The following is a 13,948-nucleotide window of genomic DNA, read 5'->3' as shown; positions in this document are numbered from 1 at the left end:
GTCTATAGCCATCAATCCCTACTATGCGAGACGCGCGCCAAAAGCGGAACCAAGCAAATGTCATTTGCAAATGAATACGCCGTGACGCGGCTAGGCGCACGGCGCATATAAGGCGGTGGATGCGTGTGTGCGAATAAGCTTATGCGTTATTCGCGGGGAAAAAGCGGTTGCCGGGTCTTGGCAAACCGAAGTGCTCGCGCAACGTGTTGCCTTCATACGCGCGCCGGAAAATGCCACGCCGCTGCAATTCCGGCACCACCTTGTCGACGAAATCGTCGAGACCCGCGGGCAGATACGGGAACATCACGTTGAAGCCGTCGCTGCCTTCCTCGGCGAGCCACTGCTCCATTTCATCGGCGATATCGGTTGCCGTGCCGATCATCTGCAAGCCCGAAAAGCCGCCCGCGCGTTGCGCCAGTTGCCGGATGGCCAGCCCTTCCGTGCGCGCCATTTCGACCACGCGTTCGCGCGCGCTCTTGCTCGCATTGGTCTCGGGAATCTCGGGCAAGGGACCATCGGGATCGAACGAGGAGACATCGTGACCGAGCGCGATGGAAAGCGAAGCGATACCGCTTTCGTAATGCACGAAGGTATCGAGCAATGCGCGCTTCTCGCGTGCTTCCTCGCGCGAGTCGCCCACCACGACGAACGCGCCGGGAAGAATCTTCAGGTGCTCGCGCGGGCGGCCGAGTGCATCGAGCCGGCTCTTTACATCCGCAAAAAAGCGCTTGCCCGCGGCCAGATTCGGTTGCGAGGTGAAGACCGCGTCGGCGGTTTCGGCCGCAAGCTGCTTGCCCGCTTCCGATGATCCGGCCTGCACGACGATCGGCCAGCCTTGCACCGGCCGCGCGATATTCAACGGGCCGCGCACCGACAGATATTCGCCCTTGTGACCGAGCACGTGAAGTTTGGCGGGATCGAAGAAGAGGCCGCTTTCGGTGTCGCGCACGAACGCGTCGTCGGCCCAGCTGTCCCACAGGCCCGTGACGACATCATAGAACTCGCGCGCGCGGCGATAGCGCTCGTCGTGCTCCATGTGATCCTCGCGGCCGAAGTTCAATGCGGCATCCGGGTTCGACGTGGTCACGAGGTTCCATCCGGCGCGTCCGTCGCTCAAGTGATCGAGCGAGGCAAAGCGCCGCGCGATGTGATACGGCTCGTCGAATGTCGTCGATGCCGTCGCGACCAGCCCGATCTTCTCCGTCACCGAAGCCAGCGCGGAAAGCAGCGTGAACGGCTCGAAGGATGTCGCGGTGTGGCTGCGTTTGAGCGCGTCCACGGGCATGTTGAGCACGGCGAGGTGGTCGGCCATGAAGAATGCGTCGAAACAGGCGCTCTCAAGCTTCTGCACGAACTGCTTGAGATGGCGGAAATTGAAGTTGGCATCCGCATACGCGCCGGGAAAACGCCACGCGCCGGTATGCAGGCTCACCGGCCGCATGAATGCGCCGAGATGGAGTTGTCGGGAAAGGGTCATGTGAAAATCGGTTCGAGTCCAGGTCGGCGCTTACGTTACTTCAGGCATGCAAACGTTGCTTGGATCGACGATGAACCGACGCGCCGGAATCGTGGCGCGTCGATGCGGATGCGGATTCAGTGCGGCGGAAGATCGGCGGGCGACTGAAATAGATCGACCGTATAGCCCATGTTGAAGTAGCCCGCGCGCGCATAGAGCGCGATGTGTTCGAGCCGGTCGGCGCGCGTGCTTTCGTCGTCGGGCAGCTCGATTACGCTCGTGGCATTGCAGCCGCATGCGGCGCGCGCACGTTCCAGCGACCGCAATTGCCAGCGCTCACGCATGCGTCCGGCGGGCGCGTAGATGGCTTGGAGATAGTGCGACAGGAACTGCGGCATGGCTCATCCCCTTCAGATGGTGAATGAATCAAATCTAGGCCGCCCGCAACGCTTTCACAAACAAGGTTTTCTGCAAAGCAATACACCGCCTGCATGCCTTATATAGCGCTCAAACCGCCCGTCACGGCAAACGAAAAGGCGCTATATCGATAGCGCTCGATATTATTTGTCGCGAGGCGCTGCCGCCTCTAGCATCACGTCTCTCCCAACTTATCAGCTTTTGCCCCATGAAAATAAAGTCGCCAATAAAAACCGCGCTGTTTTCCCTGCTGCTTGCATGCGGCGTGATGAGCGCCGCACCGTCGTTCGCGGCAAATCAGACGGTGCGCGTGGGCATCATGTCGGGCGAGGACGAGGATGTCTGGCGCACGGTGGCGGCCAACGCAGCCAAACAGGGCCTGACGGTGAAGGTCACCACTTTCGCGGATTACACCCAGCCGAACGAAGCGCTCGCGCAACACGATCTCGACGCCAACTCGTTCCAGCACAAGCCTTATCTCGATGCGCAGATTCAGGCGCGCCATTACGACATCGTGCCGGTCGGCTTCACTTACGTGCAGCCTATCGGGCTTTATTCGCGCAAGGTGAAGTCGGTCGCCGCGCTGCCGCAGAACGCAACCATCGCCGTGCCGAATGATCCGAGCAATGAAGGCCGTGCGCTCTTGCTGCTGCAGGCGAATGGCGTCATCAAGCTGCGCGACAACGTCGGGTTGCTGCCGACGGCGCGTGACATTGCCGACAATCCGAAGCATGTCCAGATCAAGGAACTCGATGCGGGTATCGTCGGCCGCGCGATCGGCGACGTGGACGCTGCCGTGGTGAACACCGACTGGGCCATCAAAGCGGGCATCCAGATTCCGCAGGAACGCATTGCGCAGGAGAAAGTGCCGGGCAATCCGTATCGCAACTTTCTGGCGGTGAACGCGAAAGATGCGCAGGCGCCGTGGGTCAAGACGCTGCAGACGAGTTATCAGCAGGCCAACGTCGCCGCGACGATCCTGAAGGTGTATCACGGTGCGACCTTGCCGGCATGGGACGGCGCGCCGCAGAAGTAATGCGCGTGTGATGTAAGCGACGACGCCCGGCATGACCGGGCGTCGATCGTCTGAGCGCTGTCTAACTCGCCTAAACCGCCTCTTCCACTCGATAGCCCGCCGGCACATCGAGCCCGAGATGCCCGCGCAAGGTAGTCCCTTCGTAAGCGCGCCGGAAGATTCCGCGCTTTTGCAGAATGGGCACGACGCCATCGACGAAGGCTTCGAGCCCGCCCGGCAACGCGTCGGGCATGAGGTTGAAGCCATCGGCGGCGCCGTCTTCGAACCAGTGCGCGATGTCCTCGGCAACCTGTTCGGGCGTGCCGACGATCACGCGATGCCCCCCGCCGCCCGCCAACGCGCGGATGAGTTCGCGCACCGTATAGCCATGCGCGCGCGCCTGCGCGATGGTCGCGTGGAAGAACGTGTGATTACCGTTGCCGTTGTTGGGCAGCGTGAGATTCTCGGGAAGATGCTCGTCGAGCGAGAGCGAATCGGCCGGAATGCCGAGCGTGCCGGCAATCCGGTTCAGGCTGTAGCGCCATGGAATGAGATCGACGAGTTCATCGCGACGGCGGATGGCTTCGGCCTGCGTCGCGCCGATGATCGTCGTGAGACCCGCGAGCACTTTCACCGCATGCGGCCCGCGTCCGTAGCGCGCCGCACGCACGTTCAGATCCTCGCGATACGCCTTCGATTCGTCGAATGATTGCGACGCCGAGAACACCGCTTCCGCATGACGCGCCGCGAGATCGCGCCCGTCGCCGGATGCGCCCGCCTGCACGAGCACCGGATGCCCTTGCTTCGAGCGCGGCAGATTGAGCGCGCCTTGCACCGCGAAGAAGCGTCCGCGATGCGCGGCGGGATGCAGCTTGCCGAGATCGACGAACTGGCCGGTCCCTTTGTCGGCAACGAGCGCATCGTCCTCCCAGCTATTCCACAACGTCTTCACGAGCGTGGCGAACTCTTCCGCACGCGCATAGCGTTCGGCGTGATCCGGGACGGCTTCCAGCCCGAAGTTGCGTGCCGAAGGCAGATCGGCCGTCGTTACCATGTTCCAGCCCGCGCGGCCGCCGCTGATCAGATCGAGCGTGGCGAAGCGCCGCGCAAGGTTGAACGGCTCGTTGTAACTCGTGGATGCCGTCGCGATCAGCCCGATATGCTTCGTCGCGGCCGCGACGCTCGCGAGCAGCAGCGTGGGTTCGAGCGCCGTGATCGGGCGCATGTCGAGTTGGTCGGTGATCGCGGCGCTATCGGCGAGGAAGATCGCGTCGAGACAGCCACGCTCCGCGATCTGCGCGAGACGCACGTAATGATCGATATCGACGAAGGCGCGCGGATCGGCGTCGGCCAGACGCCATGCGGAAGGCACGAAGCCGGAATGAAGCGCATTGATGTTCAGATGCAACTGGCGCGGGGCTTCGCCGCTCATGGGTGACACTCCGGGAAAAGTCGGACCTTCGATTGTCCGATGCGAACCAGGTGCCGCGCCACGAACGATTTCGTGGATTCATATTCGCTGGGGCGCTAAGGGACTAGCGGCATTTATCGATAGCTCGCGCCAACGTGCGGCGCTTGCAGATAGGCGCCGTTGCCAAACAGCTTCTCGCGCAGGGTGCCTTCTGCATATTCGGTCTTGTACGCACCGCGCCTTTGCAATTCGGGCACGAGATATTGGACGATATCGTGGAACGTGCGCGGCGACTCTACCCACGCGAGATTGAAGCCGTCGATATCCGTTTCTTCCACGAGCGCCTGCAATTCGTCGGCAACCTGAGCCGCATCGCCGACCACGACCGCGCCGCGTCCGCCGATCGTCACGAACTCCACCGCATCGCGCACGGTCCACACGCGTTCCGGGTCCAGCTTGCTGAACGATGCAAGTGCGGACTGGCCGGCATCGGTATCGACGTAAGCGAGGGTATCGTCGGGCTTATAGCGCGAAAGATCGATGCCCGTCCAGCCGGATAACAACGCCAGCGCACCTTCGTAACTCGCGCGCGCCTGATACGCGGCATAGCGTGCCTGCGCGCGTTCGGCGGTTTCATCGACGATCACGGTCAGCATGGCGAACAGCAATGCGCTGTCCGGTGCGCGGCCCGCTTCCGTGAGCGCGGTGCGGATGGACTGCGCCGACTTGCGCAAGCCATTGCGCGTGGGCGCGCCGAGAAAGATGCATTCCGCATGCTTGGCCGCGAATGCCGTGCCGCGCGTCGATCCGCCCGCCTGGAACAGAAGCGGCGTGCGCTGCGGCGAAGGCTCGCACTGGAAAATACCCTCGCTTTCGAAGTAGCGGCCCTTGTGTGTGATCTTGCGCACGCGCGCGGGGTCGGCGTAGATGCCGCGTTCGGCATCGCGCAGCAATGCGCCTTCTTGCCAGCTTCCTTCCCAAAGTTTGTAGCAGACTTCGAGAAACTCATCGGCGCGATCGTAGCGTTCGTCATGGGCGCGCAGTTCCGTCTGCCCGAGACTCAACGCGCCGCTTTGCAGATACGACGTCACCACGTTCCATGCGACGCGTCCCCGGCTCAACTGATCGAGCGTGGTGAAGCGCCGCGCCAGCAGATACGGCGCTTCATAAGCCACCGATACCGTCACGCCGAAGCCCAGGTGCTTGGTCGCGTGCGCCATCAAGGGAATCAGCGGCACGGGGTCGTTCATCGGCACCTGGGCGGCGGTGCGCAACGCGGCGGCGGGACTGTTGCCGTAGACATCGTAGATGCCGGTGACATCGCCGAGAAAGAGGCCGTCGAAACAGCCCTCTTCCAGCACCTTTGCAAGCTCGACCCAATAGCGGGTGTCGAGATAGCCGACTGAATCGTCTGCAGGCGCTGTCCACTGACCGGGCGCGAGATGCCCCACGCAACTCATCATGAAGGCATTGAACCGGATCTGGCGAGGCATAATCGACTTGGCTGGACGCGTGAAAACCTTCGAGTCTAGTCATTTGATCGCGCTTGGAGAAAGGCCGTATCGTCATGCGCTTATTACCGTCGGAAGAATATGCAAAGCGTGGATGCATCTATAAGCGGCACCCATGAGGCTGGCGCGCCGTCTTGCTCCGACGAACCCGCGCATTTCAGATTCGCACGCTATTTGTCTTCCCGCCCGCGCGCCAGCGGCATGTCGCCCTTTCGCTATACATACGTATAAATGCCGAAGGTGTTTGCAGAAGCCATGATGTCGTCAGATTGACACCGGCCCGTCAGGCGTTTCCAAGAAGCGAACGCCCCGGCCCGATGACGTGGCCCGTGATTCGCCATGCGCGGATCACGGTTCGATGAACCGCGCCAAGGTCCGCCGGGCTAGCGCGCAGCCTTGGTGGATGCTCCGATGAATCTCGACGCTCTCGACCTTTCGCGCCTTCAGTTCGCCTTCACGGTCTCGTTTCACATCATCTTTCCGGCATTGAGCATCGGGCTTGCGAGTTTCATCGCCGTGCTCGAAGGCTGCTATCTCAAGACCGGCAAGCCGCATTACAAGGTGCTTTGTCTCTACTGGTCGCGCATCTTCGCCGTGGGCTTCGGCATGGGCGTGGTGTCGGGCGTGGTCATGGCCTATGAGTTCGGCACCAACTGGTCGGGCTTCGCACGCTTTGCCGGACCCATCACCGGTCCCTTGCTCACCTATGAAGTCATGACCGCCTTCTTTCTCGAAGCGGGCTTTCTCGGCATCATGCTGTTCGGCTGGGAGAAGGTCGGCCCGAAAGCGCATTTCGGCGCGACGATCATGGTGGCGATCGGCACGCTGATCTCCACGTTCTGGATTCTCTCGTCCAATAGCTGGATGCAGACGCCGCAAGGCTTCAGGATCGAGAACGGACACGTGGTTCCGGTCGACTGGTTCGCCATCGTGTTCAACCCGTCGTTTCCCTATCGGCTCGCGCATATGACGCTTGCGGCGTTCATCGTCGCCGCGCTCGTGGTTCTGGCAACGGGCGCATGGCATCTGCTGCGCGGCAGGCGCGACGCGGAAACGCGAACCATGGTGTCGATGGCGCTCTGGCTGCTGCTAGTGCTCGCGCCGGTTCAGGCGCTCGTGGGCGACCAGCACGGTCTCAACACGCGGCGCTATCAGCCTGCGAAGATCGCGGCGATAGAAGGCCTTTGGCAAACCGAGAAAGGCGGCACGGCGCTCAATCTCATCGGCTTTCCCGATATGAACGCGGAAGTCACGCGTCATGCGATCCAGATCCCGCATCTCTGCAGCTTGATTCTCACGCATAGCTGGGATGGCGAGATTCGCGGGCTCAAGGACTTTCCCAAAGCGGACCGGCCGAATTCGTCGCTGATCTTCTGGACCTTCCGCGTGATGGCCGGTCTCGGCATGCTGATGATTCTCGTCGCCGTGACGGGTAATCTGCTCAGACGCGGCGGACGCTTATTCGAAGCGCGCTGGTTCCAGTGGACCGCCGTCCTGATGGGCCCGACTGGTTTCATCTCGCTGCTCGCCGGATGGATCACGACGGAAGCGGGCCGCCAGCCCTGGGTGGTCTATGGCGTGTTGCGTACCTCCGATGCAGTCTCGCCCATCACCCAGGCTTCCGCCGGGCTTTCCCTGCTGCTGTTCGTGCTGGTGTATTGCCTCGTCTTCGGCATCGGGCTCTACTACATCTTCCGCATGATCGGCCAGGGACCGCAAGGAACGCCGCCGCTGCCTGCCGACGCCACGCGCGATCCCACCGAAGCCACGGGCCGCCGCCCCTTCTCCGCCGTCTCGCGCTAACCGTGCGGCAGGCCAAATCACGTGAGGTGACGACATGGATCTGACAATCGTTTGGGCGGCGATCATCGCCGCAGGCATCTTCATCTACGTGGCGCTCGATGGCTTCGACCTCGGCGTCGGCATGATCTTCCCGTTCTTTCCCGACGATGCCGAACGCGACCTGATGATGCACAGCATCGCGCCGATATGGGACGGCAACGAAACCTGGCTCGTGCTCGGCGGCGCCGCGTTGTTCGCGGCCTTTCCGCTTGCGTATTCGATCGCGCTGTCGGGGCTTTACCTGCCGATCATCTTCATGCTGGTGTGTCTGATCTTTCGGGGCGTGAGCTTCGAAGTGCGCGCCAAGGCAACGCGCACGAAAAATATCTGGAACCTGTTCTTCATCTGCGGCTCGGCTGGCGCGAGCTTTTTTCAGGGCGTGATATTGGGTGCCTATCTGCACGGCATACCCGTGAGCCAGAACGCATTCTCGGGCGACCCGTTCTTCTGGATCGCACCTTTTCCGTTTCTCACAGGGCTTGGTCTCACATGCACTTATGCGCTGCTGGGCGCGGGTTATCTCGTCCTCAAGACGGATGGCGATCTGCAACGACGCATGCGCGCGCTCATCCTTCCGCTCACGGCCGTGCTGCTTGCGTTCATCGCGGTCATATCCGTGTGGACGCCGCTCACCGATGCGCGCATCGCCGAACGCTGGTTTCATTCGTCGTTTCATCTCTGGCTGTATCTGGTGCCGGTCGCGGTGGTGCTGACGGCGGTCGCCATGTACTTCGCGATCGAGCGCGAGTCAGAGGCCGGTCCGCTCGCTATCGCGCTGCTGCTCGTGTTCCTGGGATATATCGGGCTGCTCTTGAGCGTGTGGCCTTATGCGTTGCCGGGCAGCGTGACCTTATGGGAGGCGGCATCGCCGGAGACGAGTCAGGCGTTCACGCTCGTGGGTGCGGTCATCATCATTCCGATCATTCTGGCTTATACGACGGTGGGCTACTGGGTGTTCCGGGGCAAAGTGAAGCCCGGCTCGGCTTATCACTAATCTCGCGCGGAGGATGACGCTTATGAAACCGAGCCCGGCACTCCGCCGCTTTCTCTGGTTCGTGCTGCTCTGGTGCGTGGGTGTGGCGGGTACCGCGCTCATTACTTACCCGTTCCACTATCTGGCCGTCAAGGCGATGGGGCATTGACCGAGGCGACGTTCTCGCGCAAAGAGACTCGACAAAACGTCCACACGCAGGCGTATTCGCGTTGCCAAAGCGGCAATCCGGGCTGCGACGCACGCCGGGCGTCTGGATTGCTGGCATGAGGAGATTGCCGCCAAAATCTCCACGCCATCGCCATGACTACCTTGCGCCTGATTCTCGGCGATCAGTTGAACCCCGCGCATAGCTGGTTCGTCGAGCCCGACGCCACCGTGCATTACGTCATGATGGAGGTGCGTCAGGAGACGGATTACGTGCTGCATCACGCGCAAAAGATCATCGCCATCTTCGCGGCGATGCGCCGTTTCGCGGACGGTTTGCGTGAGGCTGGACATCGCGTTCACTATCTGAAGATCGACGATACGGCCAACGAGCACTCCGTTCCCGCGAATCTCGACGCGTTGATTGCGTCGCAGGCAATCGATCGCTTCGAGTATCAGGCACCCGACGAATGGCGGCTCGATCATCAGCTCGACGCGTATGCGAAGGCGCTGCCGATCGCCACGCAAATGGTCGACAGCGAACACTTCTTCACCGGGCGCCACGAAACGAAGCAGTTCTTCGACACCCACGGCAAGGGACAATGGCTGATGGAGCGGTTCTATCGGCATATGCGTACCCAGCATGGCGTGCTGATGGAAACGGAGCATCGGCCAGCAGGCGGCCAGTGGAATTACGATCACGACAATCGCCGCGCATGGCATGGCGAACCGCCGCCGCCCGAAGACCCTCGGCCGGTACATGACCATTCGAAGCTATGGCGCGATATCGTCGCCGCAGGCGTGAACAGCTTCGGCAATCCGCAGGCCGCGCGTATTCGCTGGCCGCTCGATCGTGCAGAAGCGCTCCAGCATCTCGCGCGCTTCATCGAGGAAGCCTTGCCGAACTTCGGCGCATGGCAGGACGCAATGAGCACGCACGAGCCGCGTCTCTTCCACTCGCAGCTTTCGTTCGCGCTCAACACGAAGATGCTCAACCCGCGCGAAGTGGTCGAAGCGGCTGAAGAGGCGTATCGCGCGCACCGTGCCGAATTGCCTTCGGTGGAAGGCTTCATTCGGCAGATCATCGGCTGGCGCGAATACATTCGCGGCGTGTACTGGGCGCAGATGCCGCGCTACGCAAGCAAGAACGTGTTCCGTCACAAGCGCGCGCTGCCGCAGTGGTTCTGGTCCGGCGACACTCGCATGCGTTGCCTGAAGCATGCGGTCGGCCAGTCGCTCGAAGAGGCGCACGCGCATCATATTCAACGGCTGATGATCATCGGCAATTTTGCGTTGCTCGCGGGTCTCTCCGTCCCCGAAGTCTGTGCGTGGTATCTCGGCGTTTATATCGATGCCTTCGAATGGGTCGAGTTACCCAACACGCTAGGCATGAGCCAGTTTGCCGACGGCGGCTTGATGGCGAGCAAACCTTATGTTTCGAGCGCCGCGTACATCGACCGCATGAGCGACTACTGTAAAGGCTGCGCATACGACAGAAAAGGCCGCAACGGAGAAGACGCTTGTCCCTTCAACGCGCTCTACTGGGACTTTCTCGCGCGCAACGAGGCGACGCTCGGGCGTAATCATCGGCTTACGATGATCTATAAGCAGTTGAGCCGGATGCCCGATGAAGAACGCGCGGCCATAGCCACGAAAGCGCGTGCGCTGAAGGCGAATCTGGATTCGCTATGATGGCCCGCACGGTGTAACGTTGGCTGGCACGCAGCGCTTGAGAACTGGACTTCACTGGAGACATGACATGAAGCACTTGCCGAGATTCCGGCCTCTGATTTGCGCGACGGCCATCCTGCTCACCGGTTGCGCCACCAGCATGCAGAACGGCACGACGCATCTTAGCCCTGCACAGTGCCGCGATCTGACCGCGCTCAAGAACAATGCGCCGATCACATCCGAGCGTAATCGCAGCGAATTGGCGGCGCTGGAAACGGCGGGCTATCACCCGTCCATGTTTTTCGATCCGTATTACCCCGACGATCTGCAAGCGGCGCAACGTCAGGTGGATCGTTGGTATCAAGTGGAATGTCAGCCGATGCCGCCAAGCTGAAACGCCGCGTGCCGACTCGGGACGAGGGAACGCGCCCGATATAATCAGGTTTTGACAAACGAGGATCTCGCATGAAATTCGTCATTGCTTTGCTTGCTGCTTCGACTCTTGCATCGACTGCATTCGCTGCAAACCCGGTCGACAAGTTGCCGTCGGGTGTCGTCGTCGAACACATCAAGCAAGGAACGGGACCGCAACCTACCGCCGACGACGTCGTGCGCGTGAACTATCGCGGCACGCTCGCGAACGGTACCGAATTCGACGCGTCGGACAAGCACGGCGGCCCGGCCAGCTTCCCGCTCGGTCGCGTGATTCCCTGCTGGACGCAAGGCGTGCAGAAGATGAAAGTCGGCGGCAAGGCCAAGCTGACGTGCCCGGCAGCGACCGCTTACGGCGAACGCGGTATAGGCTCGATTCCGCCGAACAGCGATCTCACGTTCGAGATCGATTTGCTTGGAATCGGAAAGTAAGCCGTTACCAAAATCGCTTAAAGACATGCTGCCTTGCCCGGAAGTTGTCCGGCAAGGCAGCATGCCAGGGCGCTCGCGGCACCGGTCAATCAGGCAGCCGCTTCACGCAACGGCGCCGGCGGAACAACCGTTTCGACACGACCGGTCTTTACGTCATAGACCAAACCCGACACCACTAGATCATCCGGCAACGTCGTATTGGCCTTGAGCGCCGCGACGTCCAGCGCGACTGCCTGGTAGGGCTCGGTAATGGCAAGGGCATCGAGCGCGGAAGGCTCGACGTCGAGATACTGCGCAAGCAGCGCAGGCGCATGCCGATGGCATCCGATGATTCCGCAATCCGTATGCTGAAGCAGCACGAGGTTGCGCCCGCCATTCGGGCGTCCGGCCGCACGCGCCACGACGCTCAGCACGGCCAGCGTTTCGAGCAATGATCGATTGAGACGCCCGCCCACGTTGCGAATCACCGCCGCTTCGCCTTGTTCCAGCCCAAGCACGGCGGCAGGATCGACACGCGGATCCACACAGCCAACGACAATCGTCCCCAGCGACGGCAGCATCTTCAGTTGAGGCTCGAACCGCGTTTGAACGAAGTGCGCGTTACGTTCCGCGATGAGTTGGTTGAAGTCCATGTCCTTTCTCCTGGCGATCAGGGCAAATAGCCCGATGGTTGTATTCGGTGCGCGGCGCCCGCTCGAGACAATACTTTTAGACCATGCCTTCGCGGCTTTAAAGGATCGCCACTATCTGCTCGGCTGCGGCCCGGGCGATTTGCGACGCAATGTTCGTCGTCTCACTCGATGCGAGCGGATGCGGAAATCGCTTGTACCTTAACGTTCCGCGCCGTTACGATCCATGTCGTAGTTGCCACCATTCAGGACATCACACGGCGGGGCTAACCATGCATCGGATCGGTTTCATCGTGCCGCAAAGGTTTCAGATGATGAGTCTTGCGGCCTTGACGGCGTTCGAACTGGCGAACCTTCCGCCGACCGGCCCGTACTACGACATTCGTCTGTTGTCCGAACACGGTGGCTTGATCGAGTCGTCGGGAGGCATGACGCTTTCGACCGAGGCTTTCGACGACCCGGCTTTCGACACTGTCATCGTCGGTTCGATCACCGAACTCAAAATGCCTTCATTCGATGCGAATCTGATCGCGTTCGTGCAAGCGGCGGCCAGGGCATCGAGACGGATTGCTTCCATTTGCAGCGGCGCTTTCGTGCTCGCCGAAGCGGGACTGTTGGACGGACGGCGCGCGACCATGCACTGGGCGCATGCACCCGAATTCAGGGCGCGTTTTCCGGACGTGACGACGGACGAGGACCGGATCTTCATCAACGATGGCCCGGTCTGGACCTCGGCCGGCATGACCGCCGGCATCGATCTCATTCTGGCGCTGATCGACAATGACCTCGGCCCGGATGCCGCGAAGCTCGTCGCCCGGCTTCTCGTAATGCATCAGCGTCGGCTCGGCGGGCAGAAGCAGCATTCCGCGTTGCTCGAGATGACGCCTAGGTCCGATCGTATCGAGTTGGTCGTCGCGCACATTCGCCGCAATCTGCGCAATCCACTCACGGTCGAGGAACTCGCGGCGGTGGCGAACCTTAGCCCGAGGCAATTCAGCCGAGCGTTCATGGCCGAAACGGGTCGGTCGCCGGCCAAGGCCGTTGAACAGATTCGGCTGGAAGCCGCGAGATTCATGATCGAGCAAGGGCGTCACACGATCAACGTGGTCGCCGATGAAACCGGCTTCGCCGACCGCGAACGCATGCGTCGCGCGTTCTTGCGGACCTTTGGCGTACCCGCCGATGTGCTGCGCAGGAACGCACGCAGTGAACTGCGTTGAAAACTAGCTGATCGTCGCTTATGAATGACCGTTCTTTTCATGTAGGCAACGCATTGCTCGACTAATAGCAGCGACATGTGCTTATATGTTGCGTCGCAACATTTATCGGCCTATCATGGGCCTGTGCATTGCTCGCGGTTCCACTAGCCGCGCTCGCATCGTCAAGTTGCAGTCGACAATCGACAATCGTCAGTAGGCCATCCGCCTAGTTTCCACTATCAAAGGAGCGCCTACATGGCCGCATCTACGTCCGCTTCCCCCCTCCGCGACCTCTCGACCAGCTGGCTCGAAACGCTCTCCGACGCAAGCGAAATGTTCCGCGCGACCTCGCAGGTAGTGGGACATCGCACGGTCCGCATGGCAATGGCGGGACCGTTGCCGAGCGAGCGCGATCAAACCGAATTCAGCCTGATGAGCACCGAAAAGAAAGAAGCCGCGACGGAAGCGTTGCAAGCGCTCGGCTCCGGCTGTCTCAGCCTCGCCATCACGCTCGCCGCCGACACGACGCGGCTCATCTGGGAAGCCTCTTCCGCGACTATCGCGCTGGCATCCAGCCAGACTGCGTCACAATGGCTGGAGCGGCAGGCCGTTTTGCTTGGCGTCGTCAATAATGCGCCGATCAATCCGCTGCGTCTGGCCAATTCGGCCACGCACGTGATCCAGGAAACGCTTGCTCCCATTCACGACCGCGCGACAGCCAATGCCAAACGGCTAGGTGCCTTGTGAGCACCGCGACTGTCCCGCTACGGCGCCGACGTGCCGCCGCGCGCCAGT

At 61.4% G+C, this 13,948-nt stretch carries 14 protein-coding genes; 9 read left to right on the top strand and 5 right to left on the bottom strand.

What is annotated here, in order from left to right; all coding sequences use genetic code 11:
• Nucleotides 1-139: 139 nt before the first annotated feature.
• Nucleotides 140-1,477, bottom strand: a complete 1,338-nt coding sequence (locus tag NCR40_RS24825) for an LLM class flavin-dependent oxidoreductase (RefSeq protein ID WP_250510966.1) — start codon at nt 1,475-1,477, stop codon at nt 140-142.
• A gap of 116 nt (nt 1,478-1,593) precedes the next feature.
• The gene (locus NCR40_RS24820) at nt 1,594-1,854 is read right to left on the bottom strand and encodes a hypothetical protein (protein WP_244830921.1); all 261 of its coding nucleotides are present in this window, start codon (nt 1,852-1,854) and stop codon (nt 1,594-1,596) included.
• Nucleotides 1,855-2,081: 227 nt separating this feature from the next.
• On the opposite strand from NCR40_RS24820, the gene NCR40_RS24815 reads away from it, so the two are divergent.
• A complete protein-coding gene (locus NCR40_RS24815) occupies nt 2,082-2,909 on the top strand; it encodes a MetQ/NlpA family lipoprotein (RefSeq protein WP_250494489.1) in 828 nt (275 codons plus the stop codon).
• A 70-nt stretch (nt 2,910-2,979) separates the two neighbouring features.
• Here NCR40_RS24815 and NCR40_RS24810 read toward each other — a convergent pair whose 3' ends face one another.
• Together NCR40_RS24810 and NCR40_RS24805 are read right to left on the bottom strand one after the other, a co-directional pair.
• Nucleotides 2,980-4,320, bottom strand: coding sequence for an LLM class flavin-dependent oxidoreductase (locus NCR40_RS24810; protein ID WP_250510965.1), 1,341 nt, complete (start codon nt 4,318-4,320; stop codon nt 2,980-2,982).
• A gap of 113 nt (nt 4,321-4,433) precedes the next feature.
• A complete protein-coding gene (locus NCR40_RS24805; RefSeq protein ID WP_250510964.1) occupies nt 4,434-5,792 on the bottom strand; it encodes an LLM class flavin-dependent oxidoreductase in 1,359 nt (452 codons plus the stop codon).
• Nucleotides 5,793-6,221: 429 nt separating this feature from the next.
• On the opposite strand from NCR40_RS24805, the gene NCR40_RS24800 reads away from it, so the two are divergent.
• From NCR40_RS24800 to NCR40_RS24780, 6 genes are all read left to right on the top strand, one after another.
• Entirely contained in the window at nt 6,222-7,613 is a 1,392-nt protein-coding gene (locus NCR40_RS24800; RefSeq protein ID WP_250510963.1) for a cytochrome ubiquinol oxidase subunit I, read from the top strand.
• Nucleotides 7,614-7,647: 34 nt separating this feature from the next.
• Nucleotides 7,648-8,646, top strand: coding sequence for a cytochrome d ubiquinol oxidase subunit II (gene cydB / locus NCR40_RS24795; protein WP_250494486.1), 999 nt, complete (start codon nt 7,648-7,650; stop codon nt 8,644-8,646).
• Between the two features lie 22 nt (nt 8,647-8,668).
• Nucleotides 8,669-8,794, top strand: a complete 126-nt coding sequence (locus NCR40_RS31360) for a hypothetical protein (RefSeq protein ID WP_255784860.1) — start codon at nt 8,669-8,671, stop codon at nt 8,792-8,794.
• 152 nt (nt 8,795-8,946) lie between these two features.
• Complete coding sequence (locus NCR40_RS24790; protein ID WP_250510962.1) at nt 8,947-10,482, top strand: cryptochrome/photolyase family protein; 1,536 nt, start codon at nt 8,947-8,949, stop codon at nt 10,480-10,482.
• Nucleotides 10,483-10,549: 67 nt separating this feature from the next.
• Nucleotides 10,550-10,855 (top strand): DUF4148 domain-containing protein, encoded by a 306-nt coding sequence (locus NCR40_RS24785; RefSeq protein ID WP_244830928.1) that lies wholly within the window; start codon nt 10,550-10,552, stop codon nt 10,853-10,855.
• A gap of 71 nt (nt 10,856-10,926) precedes the next feature.
• Nucleotides 10,927-11,325, top strand: a complete 399-nt coding sequence (locus NCR40_RS24780; RefSeq protein WP_250510961.1) for an FKBP-type peptidyl-prolyl cis-trans isomerase — start codon at nt 10,927-10,929, stop codon at nt 11,323-11,325.
• Nucleotides 11,326-11,414: 89 nt separating this feature from the next.
• Here the strand turns inward: NCR40_RS24780 and NCR40_RS24775 are convergent, their stop codons facing one another.
• Nucleotides 11,415-11,957 carry a carbonic anhydrase gene (locus NCR40_RS24775; protein ID WP_250510960.1) on the bottom strand — a complete coding sequence of 181 codons (543 nt, stop codon included), beginning with the start codon at nt 11,955-11,957 and terminating at the stop codon, nt 11,415-11,417.
• A gap of 269 nt (nt 11,958-12,226) precedes the next feature.
• Here NCR40_RS24775 and NCR40_RS24770 point away from each other — a divergent pair, with 269 nt between their 5' ends.
• Both NCR40_RS24770 and NCR40_RS24765 read left to right on the top strand, forming a co-directional pair.
• The gene (locus NCR40_RS24770; RefSeq protein WP_250510959.1) at nt 12,227-13,174 is read left to right on the top strand and encodes a GlxA family transcriptional regulator; all 948 of its coding nucleotides are present in this window, start codon (nt 12,227-12,229) and stop codon (nt 13,172-13,174) included.
• A 234-nt stretch (nt 13,175-13,408) separates the two neighbouring features.
• Nucleotides 13,409-13,900 (top strand): polyhydroxyalkanoate granule-associated phasin, encoded by a 492-nt coding sequence (locus NCR40_RS24765; RefSeq protein ID WP_250469213.1) that lies wholly within the window; start codon nt 13,409-13,411, stop codon nt 13,898-13,900.
• Nucleotides 13,901-13,948: the final 48 nt, after the last annotated feature.

The sequence above is a fragment of the Caballeronia sp. GACF4 genome (assembly GCF_023631025.1).
In the GTDB taxonomy this organism is placed as follows: Bacteria; Pseudomonadota; Gammaproteobacteria; order Burkholderiales; family Burkholderiaceae; genus Caballeronia.
The sequence above is the reverse complement of the archived record's forward strand: the minus strand, read 5'-3'. Positions and strand labels throughout refer to the sequence as shown.